The sequence below is a fragment of the Methanosarcina sp. Kolksee genome (genome assembly GCF_000969945.1).
In the GTDB taxonomy this organism is placed as follows: Archaea; Halobacteriota; Methanosarcinia; order Methanosarcinales; family Methanosarcinaceae; genus Methanosarcina; species Methanosarcina vacuolata.
In genome coordinates this window covers 2,313,290-2,329,331 of record NZ_CP009524.1, presented here as the reverse complement: position 1 = coordinate 2,329,331, position 16,042 = coordinate 2,313,290, and the positions used below count along the sequence as shown (strand labels likewise).

The 16,042-nt window shown below is 38.9% G+C and carries 14 protein-coding genes and 1 pseudogene; 7 read left to right on the top strand and 8 right to left on the bottom strand.

Annotation, left to right across the window (positions count from 1 at the left end; genetic code table 11):
• Positions 1 to 15: 15 nt before the first annotated feature.
• The 3 genes and pseudogenes from MSKOL_RS21625 to MSKOL_RS09675 all read right to left on the bottom strand — a co-directional run.
• A pseudogene (locus MSKOL_RS21625) lies at positions 16 to 405 on the bottom strand (pentapeptide repeat-containing protein); the annotation flags it as partial.
• Between the two features lie 14 nt (positions 406 to 419).
• On the bottom strand, positions 420 to 788 hold the full coding sequence (gene hisI, locus MSKOL_RS09680; protein WP_048123866.1) for a phosphoribosyl-AMP cyclohydrolase: 369 nt from the start codon (positions 786 to 788) through the stop codon (positions 420 to 422).
• Between the two features lie 91 nt (positions 789 to 879).
• Positions 880 to 2,859 carry an amylo-alpha-1,6-glucosidase gene (locus tag MSKOL_RS09675; RefSeq protein ID WP_048155689.1) on the bottom strand — a complete coding sequence of 660 codons (1,980 nt, stop codon included), beginning with the start codon at positions 2,857 to 2,859 and terminating at the stop codon, positions 880 to 882.
• A 183-nt stretch (positions 2,860 to 3,042) separates the two neighbouring features.
• On the opposite strand from MSKOL_RS09675, the gene MSKOL_RS09670 reads away from it, so the two are divergent.
• From MSKOL_RS09670 to MSKOL_RS09655, 4 genes are all read left to right on the top strand, one after another.
• Positions 3,043 to 4,197 (top strand): hypothetical protein, encoded by a 1,155-nt coding sequence (locus MSKOL_RS09670; protein WP_048158273.1) that lies wholly within the window; start codon positions 3,043 to 3,045, stop codon positions 4,195 to 4,197.
• Positions 4,198 to 4,488: 291 nt separating this feature from the next.
• Positions 4,489 to 4,809: an iron-sulfur cluster assembly accessory protein gene (locus MSKOL_RS09665; RefSeq protein WP_048120566.1), complete on the top strand. Its 321-nt coding sequence runs from the start codon at positions 4,489 to 4,491 to the stop codon at positions 4,807 to 4,809.
• A gap of 69 nt (positions 4,810 to 4,878) precedes the next feature.
• Positions 4,879 to 5,241, top strand: a complete 363-nt coding sequence (locus MSKOL_RS09660) for a nascent polypeptide-associated complex protein (protein WP_048120564.1) — start codon at positions 4,879 to 4,881, stop codon at positions 5,239 to 5,241.
• A 9-nt stretch (positions 5,242 to 5,250) separates the two neighbouring features.
• Positions 5,251 to 5,625 carry a hypothetical protein gene (locus MSKOL_RS09655; protein ID WP_156151032.1) on the top strand — a complete coding sequence of 125 codons (375 nt, stop codon included), beginning with the start codon at positions 5,251 to 5,253 and terminating at the stop codon, positions 5,623 to 5,625.
• Between the two features lie 321 nt (positions 5,626 to 5,946).
• Here the strand turns inward: MSKOL_RS09655 and MSKOL_RS09650 are convergent, their stop codons facing one another.
• The 3 genes from MSKOL_RS09650 to MSKOL_RS09645 all read right to left on the bottom strand — a co-directional run bounded on the left by MSKOL_RS09650 (position 5,947) and on the right by MSKOL_RS09645 (position 7,762).
• Positions 5,947 to 6,378, bottom strand: a complete 432-nt coding sequence (locus MSKOL_RS09650) for a response regulator (protein ID WP_048155682.1) — start codon at positions 6,376 to 6,378, stop codon at positions 5,947 to 5,949.
• Between the two features lie 38 nt (positions 6,379 to 6,416).
• Complete coding sequence (locus tag MSKOL_RS21060; RefSeq protein WP_369799543.1) at positions 6,417 to 6,611, bottom strand: ATP-binding protein; 195 nt, start codon at positions 6,609 to 6,611, stop codon at positions 6,417 to 6,419.
• 476 nt (positions 6,612 to 7,087) lie between these two features.
• On the bottom strand, positions 7,088 to 7,762 hold the full coding sequence (locus MSKOL_RS09645; protein ID WP_048155679.1) for a class I SAM-dependent methyltransferase: 675 nt from the start codon (positions 7,760 to 7,762) through the stop codon (positions 7,088 to 7,090).
• Positions 7,763 to 8,616: 854 nt separating this feature from the next.
• On the opposite strand from MSKOL_RS09645, the gene MSKOL_RS09640 reads away from it, so the two are divergent.
• From MSKOL_RS09640 to MSKOL_RS09630, 3 genes are all read left to right on the top strand, one after another.
• A complete protein-coding gene (locus tag MSKOL_RS09640; protein WP_048155675.1) occupies positions 8,617 to 9,579 on the top strand; it encodes a glycosidase in 963 nt (320 codons plus the stop codon).
• Positions 9,580 to 9,974: 395 nt separating this feature from the next.
• On the top strand, positions 9,975 to 12,455 hold the full coding sequence (locus tag MSKOL_RS09635; RefSeq protein WP_231592165.1) for a plasma-membrane proton-efflux P-type ATPase: 2,481 nt from the start codon (positions 9,975 to 9,977) through the stop codon (positions 12,453 to 12,455).
• 435 nt (positions 12,456 to 12,890) lie between these two features.
• Positions 12,891 to 13,790 (top strand): mechanosensitive ion channel family protein, encoded by a 900-nt coding sequence (locus MSKOL_RS09630; RefSeq protein WP_231592163.1) that lies wholly within the window; start codon positions 12,891 to 12,893, stop codon positions 13,788 to 13,790.
• 173 nt (positions 13,791 to 13,963) lie between these two features.
• On the opposite strand, the gene MSKOL_RS09625 is transcribed toward MSKOL_RS09630, so the two are convergent.
• Both MSKOL_RS09625 and MSKOL_RS09620 read right to left on the bottom strand, forming a co-directional pair.
• Positions 13,964 to 14,869 (bottom strand): mechanosensitive ion channel family protein, encoded by a 906-nt coding sequence (locus MSKOL_RS09625; protein WP_048155672.1) that lies wholly within the window; start codon positions 14,867 to 14,869, stop codon positions 13,964 to 13,966.
• Positions 14,870 to 15,928, bottom strand: coding sequence for a hypothetical protein (locus MSKOL_RS09620; protein WP_231592162.1), 1,059 nt, complete (start codon positions 15,926 to 15,928; stop codon positions 14,870 to 14,872).
• Positions 15,929 to 16,042: the final 114 nt, after the last annotated feature.

The window sequence follows — 16,042 nt, the reverse complement described above, 5'->3', positions numbered from 1 at the left end:
TGAAACAGTGAAACTCTAAAAGTATATTGAGTCTTTTATGGATAGGACTATATGCAGTAAATGAGCTAAAATGAAGTGCGAAGAATTCTGTAACAAGTATTGTAATAAGTATATTTCAGATTGCATACCGCTGTTTTTTGATTTAACCGCGTAAGTCCTCTCCATAAAATATAAAAATGAAATAAGAAACAAATAACTCAATATTTTTTTTAGTTTTTTTAATTCTAGTTTCTTTAATTCTAGTTTCTTTAATTCTAGTTTCTTTAATTCTAGTTTCTTTAATTCTAGTTTCTTTAATTCTAGTTTCTTTAATTCTAGTTTCTTTAATTCTAGTTTCTTTAATTCTAGTTTCTTAAATTTTAGTTTTTTCAATTTTAGTTTCTTAAATTTTAGTTTTTTCAATTTTAGTTTCTTTAATTTTAAGGTTTATATACCTCATCAGGCTCAAAGACCTTTTCTCCTACAACCTCTCCTTCAAGGTTTCGATAAAAACAGGATCTGTATCCCATATGGCAGGCTCCCCCTACCTGTTCCACTAGCAGGAGAAGAGAATCCATGTCACAGTCGACCCTGATTTCTTTCACTTTCTGTACATGCCCCGAAGTCTCTCCTTTTCTCCATAACTGCTGTCTGCTTCTGCTCCAGAAGTGTGCGATTCCGGTCTCCACGGTCTTCTCAAGAGCTTCCCGATTCATATAGGCGCACATAAGCACCTCCCTGCTAAGCTGGTCCTGAACCACAGCAAGGATAAGACCCTTTTCGGATTTCAAAGAATCAAAATCAATCATGGGAGATAGATTGCAGAACAAGTATAAAAAAGAGAGGGCATTAGATCTTAAGGGAAGCGCAATAGAGACGAAATTAAACCTGGCTCTTTTTTCAGGGTTTGATCCCAAGTACATCCTCAACATATGCCCTTAAAATTTCCGCCACACTCCAGGCCTGGGCAATGCAGCCTCCTGGAGTGTAGGGATAATCCCCATCAAATACTTCGGAAATTGTGCCTATGCCTGCAGTTTCAAGGTTTATATCAAAACCCTGCAGAAGAGCCCGCATATTTTCAAGGCTTTCTTTAGAATAGTTGTGAACCTTCCGGTAAGCTTTTACATAAGCGCCAAGGAGCCAGGGCCAGACTGTCCCGTTATGATAGGCGGCATCTCTGGCTGCGGCATCTCCTTGATAGTGTCCTTTATAAGCGGGATGATCACTTGAAAGAGTTCTAAGTCCAAAAGGAGTCAGGAGATCTTTTTCAACTCTGTTCACTATTGCTTTTTCTTTTTCAGGTGAAAGGATAGTATAAGGCAGGGCTACTGCGAAGATTTGATTGGGGCGGATCGCAGGGTCTTTAACTTCATTTCCTGCTTTGTCCTGAGACACGAGGTCAAAGAGGCAATTGGTCTCAGGGTTCCAGAAAACACTCTCAAAATTTGAAGCCACTCCGGCTGCAAGAATTTCATATGAGGATATGTTTTTTCCTAAATAGGTGCCCAGATTGGAGGCTGTTTTCAGGGCATTATACCACAGAGCATTAATTTCACAGGCTTTACCTGCTCTTGGGGTCACTGCTTGTTCCCCTATTTTAGCATCCATCCAGGTTAGCTGAGGGCCCTGTCGGATAAGATAATCGGAGTCCATGCCGATCCCAAAGTCCGTACCTTTGCGGTAATTCTCTATGATATTCTCCACAGTATCCCAGACGTCCGAGAGGAAAAGGAAGTCTTTCGTATATGCGAAGTATCGGCCCACAGTGTGAATAAACCAGAGAGAAGCGTCCACAGTGTTATAAATTGGATCCCCTCCAAGTGCCAGGAAAGCATTCGGGATCAGTCCTTTTTTACAATTCCTGGAGAAGTTTTTGAGAATGAATTTTGCCTCCTCAAAACGACGGGGAATTAAAAGCAGGCCAGGCATAGAGATCATGGTGTCCCGCCCCCAGTCAGAAAACCAGTGATATCCTGCAATCACCGTACTTTCACCTGAAGAAGGATTCTTCACTATAAAAGGGTCCGTTGCCCTGAGAAGCTTAAGAGCAAAGGGTTCGGTAAGCCTTGAATTGAAGGCAAGAAGATTCTGTCTGTAAGTTTCCCTTGTATAGAATTCTTCGACCTGCTCGAGAGTAAGAGAAGAAATATCTTCGGTTGAAGCGGCAATGAAAAAATGGGAAGTACCCAGTTTGAGTTTGCTTTCAAAGTAACCCGGATTGAAATTATCTTCCTGGAAGTTGAGTCCCCTTTGCTTCTCAGCATCATATTCAAAGTTATAATACCATTTGGGATCGGAATGATACTGGAGATTGGATGAAAGCGAGAAGGTAAAGCCGTTGGAGCTTTCCAATTTTACTCCTTCAGGGTCGGTTTTCTGAGTAAAGGAAAGTTCTCCTGAGCGAACAGTGTAATGGAAATTTCTGGAATTTACCAGTGGAAAGATCCTTAGCAGAGCTCCTTCTCTCCTGGACTTGATGTCATAGAGAATGCAGGTTGTGTTGCTATTGTGAGTCATGAAGACCTTTTTCTTTATGGTAAAATCGCCGGGCTGGTAAACCCAGAGAGGAAAAGGAACAAGGATGAATTTGGAGAGGTAACTAAAGCCTGAAGGAAAAACAGTGCCAGGATACTTATGGGTTGCAAGCCGATAAACTTCCTTGTTAATCGAAATTTCCTCATCAAGGGAAGAAAGCAATACAAACCTCCCTGGGGAGTTTTCTGGAGCTGCCACAAGCAGTCCATGATAAGTCCTTGTGCCTGTCCCTATTACTGTAGATGAGGCATATCCCCCGAGTCCGTTTCCTACGATCCACTCTTTCTTTATCCCTTCCTCGTATGTGGAAAAGGAATCTGCTCCAAACCTGATTCCACTCATAATTCCACTCATAATATATGTGGTTAGGATTTAATTTCTTAAATATTTGTATCCCTGGAAATAAAAGTTGAGGAGATCTAAGAAGGGAAAAAAATCAAGTTATAATAAAATATGCCAGGTTATTAAATTTCGAATGTAATCATAAACTATTTTAGCTGTGCAGGATATAAGAAAGTGAGAATCATGAAGCAAGACCTTTTAGAAATCCTTGTTGATATCTTCAAATCCTCTGGATACAATGCCACAATATCCAGCCAGTATGACGTTTTTGTGGAGAAAAACAGGCATAAAGCTTATGTCAAATGTGCCCTACAGCCAGGTCGCGAGGAAATAAAAGCTTTTTCAGAAAAGATAGTGGACTGTACAGGAATCTATGTGATGACCCAGAAAGGGCCTGAAGAATTAATTGATTATGCAGCTGAACTTGGGATCCATGTTTGGAATAGGGATGAACTGGCTCTTCAAATTGGAAGATCGGTTCTTGTAAATCTGGAGCAGAAATCAAAGATTTCGTATCCTGAAACGGAGGCTCAAACATCAAATGATTCACGAGACCAGCACAGGCAAACAATTTTCGAATTACCTGTCGAAAGCTGGAAGTTAAAAAAAGAATCCAGAGAGAAACCTTACTTTAAAGAAGATCTCTTGCCTCTGCAGAACCAGCAATCAGAGGCTGAGAAAATTCATTTTGAAAATCAACCTCTGAGACGGAGCTTGGAAGATAAAAAAGAGTTAAGGAAGCCGAAACAGGTTGAGGCCCCGGAAACTGAATCGTACGAAATGCTGAATATACGGTCTGTAGAACCAAGGATTTCTAAAAACCAGGCTATTATTATTGCAAAACCCTATATATACAACCCTATGGATTCAGTTTTAAAGTTTGTACCTTTCTGGAAATATAGATACAATGTTGAAGCAGAAAAACGCTTCAGGTCAAAAGTCCTGAGTATTGCCGGAAAGGGAAAGGGTTTTCTTAATGCTCTAAATAAGTCAAAGGAAGAGATGGAGATAGAAGGGTTTGGCACACCTACAAGGGTTCCTGCCGTGCATTACGAGTTAAAAAGACCGAATGTGGACAAAAAACAGGCAGAAAGGATTCTTCTGGACTATATTAAAGAGGAAAATACACGCGAGATACGTTTTAACAATACAGAAGGACAGGCTGTTATATATGAGCACAGGAATATCGGCCCCAGGTCTGAGGAAATACAGCTCGATATGGAGCTTGTGTATATCCCTGTCTGGGAAGTGAAGGGAAAACGTAACTCCGTGGAGATTAATGCTTATAATGCAAAGGTTCTTGAGGAGCCTGTTGATGAAGATGCTGAATTTCTGTGAATCAGGAATCTGAAAAAAGTATTAGAAGAAAAATATATAAAATAGAAAATAGATTTATATATACTGGCAGAATAGAAAGGATTTCTTGAAAAAGAATCCAGACCCTATCCTCCAAGATTCCTGTGAAAAAGTCTTTTTCAGAAAAAAGCGCAATTTTACGATAAATGTTATATTTGACCGATGCAAGAGTATATAAAGTTTGGAAATTATCCTTGAGCTGTAACGGATGGCATCTTATAGGAAATAAAACCACAACTATGTAAGTATGAAAAATAAAAAAGAGGTGCGTAAATGATAGAAGTAACAGACAAAGCTGCTGCAGAATTGAAAATACTGATTGAACAGGAAGAGAAGCCTGAGCTTGCTCTTAGAATTTTTGTTGCCGGGGTTGCCTGCAGTGGAATTCAGTATGGCTTAGCCTTTGATGATGAAACAAAGGAAGATGACGTGACTATGGAAAGTAATGGGATTAAACTCGTTATGGCAAAAGATATAGAGAAGAACTTTTCTGAGGGCAGTATTGACTTTATTGAGGACGAAAACGGAAAGGGATTCCTTATCCGCAATCCAAGTGCCGGCGCTGGATGCGGCACCTGTGGTGGATGCCATTAAATAAGTAAAATTGCGCTGATATTGAACCTAAATCTGAAAAATAAACGAAAATAAAGGAGAAGTAAGCCTATGTTCCCAGGAATGGGAGGTATGGGAGGCCGGGGAATGAACCCGGCTAAAATGAAGCAGATGATGAAACAGATGGGGATTGATGTTAAAGAACTCAAGGACGTTCAGGAAGTAGTAATAAAGACTGCAGACTCTAATATCATTATAGAGAATGCAAATGTCACTATCATGAAAGTCCAGGGTTCGGAAACATACCAGATCGTAGGTGACGTAAAAGAAGTCCCGAAAGAACTGGAAATTCCCTCTGAAGATATAAAACTTGTAATGGAGCAGACCGGTGTCTCTGAAGATGAAGCCCGGAAAGCCCTGAAGAACTCAAATGGAGATCTGGCAGAAGCCATTGTGGCACTTTCTTCTGCCTGACTTATTTTTTTGTGGATTTTTATAATTCTTTCCCGAGTCCCGTCTCGGGAGGACGGTGTCCTTTTCGCTCACGTCGTTCGCTCAAGAGGGCTGAATTATGGGCTTGAGACACTGATTTTCAATTTGTCCATGGGTATATTTACCCAAATTACCCAAATTTCGTTTGGACTACCAATAAGCGTGATCACACTTTTTTTAAAAAAGCTTGCCTGCAACCCTTTTGAAAAAAGGCTTGACCGAAAACCCCAAGAAACGTTTGAGTTTGATAACCTTATCCCCAAACCCTATCGGCGTGATAAACCGGCGCAACGGTTTGTGATAAACCGGCGCAACGTTTGCGGGTCAACGTTTGCGGGTCAGAAGTTGTTAGACGATACATTCTAAAGAATGAGTGCTGGGATACTTTCAGCTTTTAGTGGGTCTCATTGATCCAAAATGAAGATAGATAAGATGTTTTTAGGGAAAGAAACCATTTTGAAGAAAAAACTTTCTTAGTTTCAATTTTACATGTGAATCAAAATAGTGTTTTGTCTTTTATACAAGGAGTCAGAGGATCCTTTTACCATTGGATGAGATTATTCTCTCTGCTTATTTTCTCCAATTTTAATTTTACTTTTTTCTGGTTTTCAAATCCTCTGTATCCAGTAAGAATTTCGTCTAAAGTTTTTATCGAGATCTGACAGGTCCCTGTATGCAGTAAAACATTTACTCAGGAGTCTTTTCATTTTCTTTGCCAGCTTCTTTTTCAGCTTCTTTTTTTTCGGCTCTGTGCTTGTGAAGTGCCATTTCGATATTGCTGTGCAGGTCCTCTTCCTTAAAAGGTTTTGAAATATATCCTGCAGGCTCTGTCGTTTTTGCCCTCTCAAGAGTTTCATCATCAGTATAGGCGGTAAGATATAATACTGGAATTCGGAGCCGGTTTTTAATTTCACGGGCGGCCTCAATTCCGTCCATTTCACCTTTTAACATGATATCCATCAAAACAAGGTCTGCATTCGTCAATTCTGCTTTTCTTATTGCTTCCTCTCCTGTGGATGCAGTACCCGGCACAGTATAACCAAGATTTTTCAGTTTGTTTCTGATATTAAGAGCCACTATATTCTGGTCTTCGACAACCAGAATTTTTGCTTTTTTCATTGTATCTCCCCTTTGATATCGGATAAGCCTCCGGATAATTAGTTGTTTTCCCTAAATAATATTTTGAAGGTAGTCCCTGAATCTTTTTGAAGTTCAATTGTGCCTTCCAGTTGTTCAACAAGAATGTTTGCAAGCTGTAGACCCAAAGAACCAGTGTTCCTGAAATCAAGACCTTCCGGAAAACCCAACCCATTGTCCGAAACTACCAGTAAATATTGACTACTTTTATTAATTGAGCTCTTTGCACCAATATTATTGGTGATATTACTTATACTTTTATTCTTTACATTCTCGTCAGCTAGTTTTATTCGGATTTCTCTTTTCTATTCTGATGTTTTATCCCGGTTATTTCACGTTAATTATATTCAATAGTTTCGATTTTGATAACTAAAATATTACATATTATGAATCTTCTATCAAAAATATTTATTTTTTTTGAATTTTGTTCTTTGCAGGTTGCCTCAAAACTCGACTCATTTCTACAATTAGATAATTGGAATTGTTGACTTTAAATTCATATCGAAAATTATTCTGAAATTCAGGTATGTATTTGCCTTGAAATATAGCACATTATCCTGCTTATAGAATCAAATATAGTTTTGAGACCGCTTGTTTGAGTTAATTTTATACTGACGTTTTTATACTGACATTGCAAATCCAAACGTTAGTGAAAAATAAAATATAAATAACAGTTAAGATAATCCCGAAACTATACCTTTTTCCCAAACATCACTGCAAATTGGTAGAATTTATACATACAGCTAACATCACAAAATCCTGCTTCTTTAAGCCAGTTGATTTGTTGATCTAATGTTGAGTCCTTGTCAAGCTTAGTTCTTTCATAACCAGCGAGGATTTCTTCTTCGGGCAAACCACTATTCTCTATATAATGTTTCCAGATATTTTTGTTGAAGTTTTCTATGAAAGGAGTTTCTCCATGTACCTGATCGGCATTAATAATAATACCATTTTGTTTAAGTAGAGAGTAACTTTTTTTGTAAATTTTCTTCTTCTCTTCGTCTTCCAGATGATGGATAGATAGAGCAGACACTACTATATCATAATCTTCGACGAAAGAATACTTTGAATAATCTGCTACAATATATTTTACGTTTGAGTTACCTCTAAACCGGTCTTTTGCTATATCCAGCATCTTCTCCGAGATATCAATAAGAGTAAATGAGGCATCTGGATATCTTTCCATCAAGAACGCTGATAAAAGTCCTGTTCCAGCCCCCATATCCAGTATTTTTGGATTTCCCGTGTTTACGGATGCCACGGATACTGACACTCTATAAAAATCGTCGAAACAAGGAATAAACTTCTTTCTCTGCTCATCATATTTTTTTGAAATTTCGTCAAACTTTCTTTTAATTTCGCTCATTTTTTTCTCCAAAATTTTATATTTTTGCTTAACTTTGTTCGCATCATTCAGCCAGGGGCTCTATTAGTTTTTTATTACTAAGAGAGCGCAGAGGGTCACGAATGCCCTGTCCTTTAAAATCTGTCCGACAATTACCTCAGGTAATAAACGAATTACTTCACTTTTTAGACAATTAATTGATGCAAAAGGCTTTGTATTCTATAACATTTTATTTATTTGGTTCTTCGCTGTTTTGTGTGTGTTAAAAATAATTAAAAATAATTGATCAGTTACAAAGTATTCAAATCTAATAGAGAGACATCAAGCTTGAATGTGATTTTCAACAACAAACTTTTCTAAATATTATATATGTCACTCTCACATATAGAAAGTGGGTATAAATTACCCACTCGAAACAGAGAAGAGCCGAATAACAGATTTAGGAAGATCAAAAAAGTTTAGTAACTTTCAGCAATAGAATAACTGTTACTGATATTGCGGAATAAAAAAGCCTGCTTTTTTACCTATCTAATGCTTATCTAAAACCTAGAGCTTATCCGAAATCAGTAAAAGCGTGTTTTAATGTTGCAATAGGTCTATATATAGATACAATAAGTCTATAATATCTAGCATCATCAGGTATTTAACTACAATATCTAGTGTCAAGAAAACTTAGTTATTGCTTATCCAGTAAACTTTGAATCGTTGTACGCTGATGAGAAGACACCAAGTATTATGCCCAATAATTAACTTGCCATGACACTAGCATCACCAGATATCTATCACTATTCAAATTGTGTATGTGGCCATTGTAATATTTTCAATTCGTCACACATTTTAGGATAGGCTCTAAATCAGGAGGAGTGGGGAATAATATGATCTGGAAAGATGAAGGAGAATTATTTGTAAGATATAAGAAGAATCCGATACTTACAGTTGATTATTGGCCGTATAAGGTCAGTTCGGTATTTAACCCTGCAGCGATTATGGTCAACAATACAACTATATTACTGGTACGGGTTGAAGACCACAGAGGTTTTTCCCATCTTACCGTAGCTAAAAGCAAAAATGGAATTGACGGTTGGGAAATTGATCCCAAACCAACCTTTTCCTCGGATCCAACATACTATTCTGAAGAGATATATGGTATTGAAGATCCACGTATAACTTACATTGATGAGATGGAAAAATGGGCTATAGCTTATACGGCTTTTTCGGACTCTGGTCCATTAACGTCGCTTGCCTATACCGATGATTTCACTAATTTTGAGAGAGTAGGGCCTATAATGCCGCCTGAAAATAAAGATGCTGCTATTTTTCCTACAAGACTTAATGGCAAATGGGCAATGTTACACAGGCCCGTATCTAACATTGCGGGTGCAAAGGCAAATATCTGGATATCTTTTTCGCCTGATATGAAATACTGGGGAGAACATGAGGTTCTTCTGTATGCCAGGGAAGGTGGATGGTGGGATGCACGTAAAATTGGATTGGCCCCTCCGCCAATGAAAACATCTGACGGATGGTTAATCATGTATTATGGGGTACGTCAGACAACATCTAAAAAGAGCTATCGTCTCGGACTTGCCCTTCTTGACCTTGAAGATCCTACAAAAGTGCTCCATAGGTCAGAAGGCTGGGTTTTCGGGCCTCGTGAAATGTATGAGCGGACTGGAGACGTTAATGATGTTGTTTTCCCGTGTGGATGGATCCTTGTGGGCGATGAACTCCGCATTTATTACGGAAGTGCAGATATGTCTGTAGCAATGGCCAGTGCAAAAATGAGCGACATTATGCAGTATATCCATGAATGTCCAGGGATGCAATGTCCTGAATAATACTGCAGATAGTTTGAAAAATAGTGTAAACAGCTTGAAAAAACAGAATACAGGAACAACTCTATTTTTTTCGTTAGCATTAGCTTGCTGCATGTAAAGTCCATCTATCATTTGGAGATACTGGGTTCACTGCCAAAAATTGCCATTATATATGAGGTCCCAGGGTTTCCGGGTCAATAATAAATTATAAGTTATGTCATATATTTTTATTTTTTCTGCTTCTATGTTCTAAATGGGAATTTTATCGGGTTTATGATACAGGTTTACAACTGCGAAAAATGACAGGTTCGGAAGAAGAGGTCCAAAAGAAGAAGTCCACAAGAAGAGGTCTACAAGAAGAGGTCCACAAGAAGAGGTCCACAAGAAGAGATCAACAGGACAAATAAGTCTGAATTTTGGACATTTTTATTGGGAAAACACGGATTGGGGGCTTATTTATAGGGGAAAATGTAAAGCTCAAAATCGATGAAATAAAGGATTTGCCTGCAGATGAAGTCCTGAAAAAACTTGATTCCAGTAATAAAGGACTTTCTTCATCGGAAGCTGAAAATCGGATAAAGCAGTATGGTTATAATGAAATTTCCGAAAAGAAGGTCAACCCACTTAGAAAATTTTTAGGTTATTTCTGGGGTCCAATTCCCTGGATGATCGAAGTGGCAGCTGCAATTTCAGGTATTATCCATCGATGGGAAGACTTTGTGATCATCTCCTTGCTCCTTATCTTAAATGGGGTTGTGGGGTTCTGGCAGGAACATAAGGCTGACAATGCGATTGAACTTCTTAAGAAGAAAATGGCCCTGAATGCCAGAGTACTCAGAGAAGGACAATGGACCCAAAAACCTGCACGGGAACTGGTCCCTGGAGATGTTGTCCGTGTACGTTCAGGGGATATTGTTCCTGCTGACCTCAAACTCCTCGAAGGAGAATATCTGCAGGTAGACGAATCAGCCCTAACGGGAGAATCCCTGCCTGTAGAGAAAAAATCTGATGGCATTGCCTATTCAGGATCCGTTATCCAGAAAGGGGAAATGAATGCTCTGGTTGTGGCTACAGGCATGAATACCTATTTTGGAGAGACAACAAAACTGGTGGCCGAAATTCGGACCAGGAGCCACTTTCAAAAAGCTGTCCTCAAAATCGGAAACTACCTGATTGCCCTTGCAGGCTGTATTGTTGCAATTGTTTTAGTTATAGAAGAACTTTTCAGGCACACTCCTTTTCTGGAAACCCTCCAGTTTGCTCTTGTTCTGATAGTCGCTGCAATTCCTGCAGCCCTTCCAGCAGTAATGTCCGTTTCAATGGCTGTAGGAGCTACCGAACTTGCAAACAAAGGAGCTATTGTCAGCAAACTGGTCTCCATAGAAGAAATGGCAGGAATGGACATTCTATGTTCGGATAAAACCGGTACAATTACTCAGAACAAGCTAAAATTATCCGAGTTAGTGCCTTTCGGGGACTTTAAAGAAAACGACCTTCTGATCTATGGGTCTCTTGCTTCAAGAGAAGAGGATAATGACCCGATTGATAATGCGATCCTCCAGAAGGCAAAGGACACAGAATCCCTTGAAGACAAAATAAAAACTTATGAAGTGGCAAAATTCACTCCATTTGACCCTGTCATAAAGCACACTGAAGCTACGGTTAAAGGACCCGAAGGAGAGTTTAAAATTGCCAAAGGCGCACCCCAGGTTATTCTGGGTATGTCAAGCAATAAAGAAGAAATAAGGCAGAATGTAGAAGAAAAAGTAAATTCTATGGCTTCAAAAGGATATCGTGCCCTGGGGGTTTGTGTAGAAGAGGAAGGAAAATACAGGTTTGCAGGACTTTTTGGACTTTATGACCCACCGCATGAAGATTCCGCTGAGACCATAAAGACGGCAAACTCCCTTAAAGTAGACGTGAAAATGGTAACTGGAGACCACCTTGCCATTGCTAAAGAGATAGCAAGCCAGGTAGGCCTGGGTACGAACATAGTTACAGCTGATGATTTCGTAGAAAAATCCGATTCCGAAGCCCAGGAAATTGTAGAGAAGGCTGACGGTTTTTCCCAGGTATTTCCCGAACACAAATACAGGATTGTTGAACTCCTTCAGAAAAAAGAACATATTGTTGGCATGACGGGCGATGGGGTTAACGACGTCCCTGCCCTTAAAATGGCTGATGCTGGAATTGCTGTTGCGGGGGCTACAGATGCTGCAAAATCCGCTGCAGATATAGTGTTTACAATTTCAGGGCTCTCGACCATTATTAACGCGATAAAAGAAAGCCGTAAGATATTTCAGAGGATGAAGAGCTATTCTATCTATAGAATCGCTGAGACTGTAAGGGTGCTTTTTTTTATTGCCACTTCAATAATTGTGTTTAATTTTTATCCTGTAACTGCTATAATGATTGTTTTGCTTGCTATTCTCAATGATGCTCCTATAATGGCTATTGCGTATGACAATGTAAAATATTCCTTAATACCAGAAAAATGGAATATGCGTGAAGTCCTGAGAATGTCCACATTTCTGGGAATAGTAGGTGTGGTTTTTTCTTTTGCAATATACTATATCGGAGCCAGAGTTCTTTATCTCAGTCCGGGTGTACTGCAGTCTTTTATATTCCTGAAACTTGCAATAGCCGGGCACCTGACCATATTCGTTGCCCGCAACAGGGGGCACTTCTGGTCTCCTCCTCCGGGAAAACTCCTTTTTTGGGCTGCAGTGGTTACAAAAGTACTGGCAACGCTCGTTGCAGTATATGGATTCTATATATCTCCAATTGGATGGAAACTGGCAGGTTTTGTCTGGATTTACGCACTTGTGGCTTTTGTTATAACCGATTTTATGAAAGTGAAACTTTATGAGATAATGGACCGCAGAAGGTGGTTTTGAAAAGACGAAGTGAAATAAGTGAAATAAGTGAAATATATGCGTCTTTGGCTAAGAGTCTATCCGAAAAGTCAGTAATGCATGTTGAAAAATCACAATAGAGCTAATCACAATAGAGCTAATCACAATAGAGCTAATCACAATAGAGCTAATACAATAGAGCTAATACAATAGAGCTAATCACAATAGAGCTAATCACAATAGAGCTAATCACAATAGAGCTATAATATCTGAGTATCCGTTCCGGTTTTACATATTGCCGCTTGTTAAAGTTACAGCAGGTAACTACTTTTCGGATAAACTCTTAGTCCAAAACTAACATTGACCGAATCAAGCATCAAGGAGTCTCGGTCACTGCAGCCATATTGATATATAAAAGACATTATATTTATATGCATGAGGGTTATCAGGAGACTGAATATTTTTATTTTGCTCATTTTGATACTTTTTATCGCATATATCCGATACCTGACTAACTTTTACATCTTCGAGGACCGGTCTCTCCTGGATGCTCTTCTCATCTCTTTGCTTGTGATTTTTCTGGCCTATATAATAAATTCCATTACCGGAAATCTTATTCTTAGAAGAGTATCAACTGCCAGAGACAGATACACTCTGAGGAAAACTGCATCTATCCTTATCACAGTACTCGCTTTTGCCGCACTTTTTGCAATCTGGTTCAAGAGAACTAGCACCCTGTTTATTGCCTACGGGATTCTCAGCGCCGGAGTCGCAATTGCACTTCAAGACCTTTTGCGAAACATAGCCGGAGGGATTCTCCTAATTTTGTATCACCCTTTTAAAGCAGGAGATCGGATTCAAGTTGAAGACAATGTAGGCGATGTGCTCGATATAGGGAGCATAAGCACCACAATAATGGAAATAAGGGAATGGGTGGATGCAGATCAGTATACTGGCAGAATTCTCCATATTCCTAACAGCTTTGCCCTCAATAAGACGATTAAAAACTATACCAGGGATTACTCCTTTATCTGGGATGAAGTTCGGTTTCTACTTATTTATGGGAGCAACTGGAAAAAAGCTGAGGGGATTGCTCTCAATGTTGCAGGCTCAATTTTAGGAGAGTTCGAAGACCTGGCACAGAAAGAACTCCGTCAAATGGGACAAAAATATTTTATTACTACCTATGATGTACAGACAAAGCTCTATATGAAAATGGAGGAAAATTGGATCGAAATGCGGTTAAGATATGTAGTTGAACCCAGGAAAAGGAGAGCAATCAGCCACCTTTTGGTCTCAAATATTCTTGAAGCCCTGGAAAAAGAAAAAGACATAATGGTTGGAACTGCTACAAGTATCGACCTTATGGGGCGATAATTCTCTGGATGTAGCGATTTCTCTGGATGTAGCGATTCAGTCTGAACAAAACAAATACAATCGCCATCGTCATTTATGAATTCTCTGGATGTAATGCTTCAGCCTGAAAAAACAAAAGCAACAGACATTGTTATCAAGACTCAAAGAAAAAACTTTTGTGAATTTGCTCTCTTTTATCTGGAATCTTTAAGACCTTCTGCATTTGACCCCATATTTCTCCGAGTTATAGCTTCTGATTCATACTTTTCTTCTATTGAAGGAATATTCAAAATATGGAGCTGGGGAGCCCTGATCCCATTCTTCTGGAATTCTACCCAGGCTCTTGTGTGAACATCGGATTCAAACTTGAACTGGTCCCTAAGGTCATTGACATAAGCTTTGGCCCTTAACCTCGTGTAGAATGGAAGGGCTTTATGTAGCAGGATAACAGGCCTTTCTTTGGAGATATAAACGTATTTAGAGCTCACGACTGCTTCCCATAAAATTTTCATTGCAGTTTCTACATGTGACTCTCCTGCAATATACAGGTCTATTACAACCATCATTTCCGAGACCCCATAATTTGCACTGGCAACGGTTTCTTTGAAAATCAGGCTGTTTGGGGCTGTAACGACATTAGCATCAGGCGTGAACAGTTTCGTTGACCTTAGACCTATATCAGTAACTTCTCCAAAATAATTCCCGATTGAAATCTTATCCCCTATCTGATAAGGTTTTTCAAATGTAATTACCAGCCCTCCAACAATATCTGAAAAAAGATCTTTAAGCCCAAATCCAATGGCTGCACCCAGAAGTCCCGCAAGGAGAAAGATCTCCGGTCCGAAAATCTTGAATATTTCTCTAAAGATGAAATAAAAAGCTATTAGGTAGATTACAAATTTTATGATAGGGATGACTACTTCTACTTTTATTCTGCCAGTATGGCTCAATTTTTCTGAAAGTTTTAATAAGATAATGGTAATGACCCTGCCAAGAACATATGCAATTAAAAAAATCAGAGCCATAGTTATGAGGGTTTGCGTATCAACTGACTTGAAAATTTCTAATAATTGCTCCCTGCTCGTGTTCCCGTCTACCACTTACCACACCAGCCTCAGTTTTTCCATATATGTAGTAACACTGCTCAGGGCTTCAGGCCTGACACGATATGAGTCATTTTCATCTTTTAAAATAAGTTCCTGGCTTAAGAGCTGGTAGAGAATTTTGTCCACGCTCGACATGGGGCCCATTATTTCGGTGATTTCAGATTTTGTAAGGCCCTGATAAGAAAGAATAAGGCTCAAAGTAAAAGCCTCTTCATATTCAAGGTCTACTTCATACGAAAATTGGCCTATATTTTTAGGCTTCATAACAGGATAGTCAAGACCAAGCTCCCAGATTCTCAAAGCAATTCCGGGGTTGCCTTTTGATTCCAGGTAAAGCTTTTCAAATACCTGGTCTTCAGCAGCTTCTATTTTTTGTTTTTTCAGAAGGCGATTCTTGAGATAAGATATATTTATTTTAGGAACAAGAATGAAAATTTTTTTGCCCAATAATGCTAGCTCTAAAGGATATTTCATTATATAGAAGAAGGGTTCTTCTTCGGATTCTTCGTCTTTAGCAAATTTTATCTCATCTTTTTCATATCTGTTGAGAATAAAAAGTCTGAGATTTTCCTTTTCAAAAGCAGGGATGAAGATCTGTACTGGAAAATATTTTCCAAGCCCGAAAGCTTCGTTTAAGAATTTCCAGGAATTAGTGTTCCAGGTAGTGATAAATATCCTGTTCTGAAAACTAATCATATCCAAAAACTCATAAAAGATATCAAAACCACCTGGCTTTCTCATATACAGGAAATGACAGTTATCAAGAATTACAATTTTTTTTGTATCATCCGGGAGGGAAATTTCGTTTTTATTCTGTACAATTTTAGAAAAAGTGATTTTTGCTGCCCTGTTTAAATTTATTCTCTCTATTTTGTCGCTCAGGGTAGTTTTTCCTTTAAGAGGTTCGGCTACAATGGCTATATTCAGCTTTTTTCCCGTCTCAAAATCAGCAATTGTTGACTGGATTTTCTCGATCTCCTCCCTTAATCCGAGAACTTCCACAAAGTCCTTTTCCTTGGAACTGCTATGCTGAATACCCACCATATTCTCCATATTATATTTTGCTTATTGCACTTAAGATGTGTCTCTTCGCTGTTTCATATGGGTCGAAAATAATTATATCCTTAGTTCCGCGTTTTTGGATACATAGCCTTTTCTATTGACACC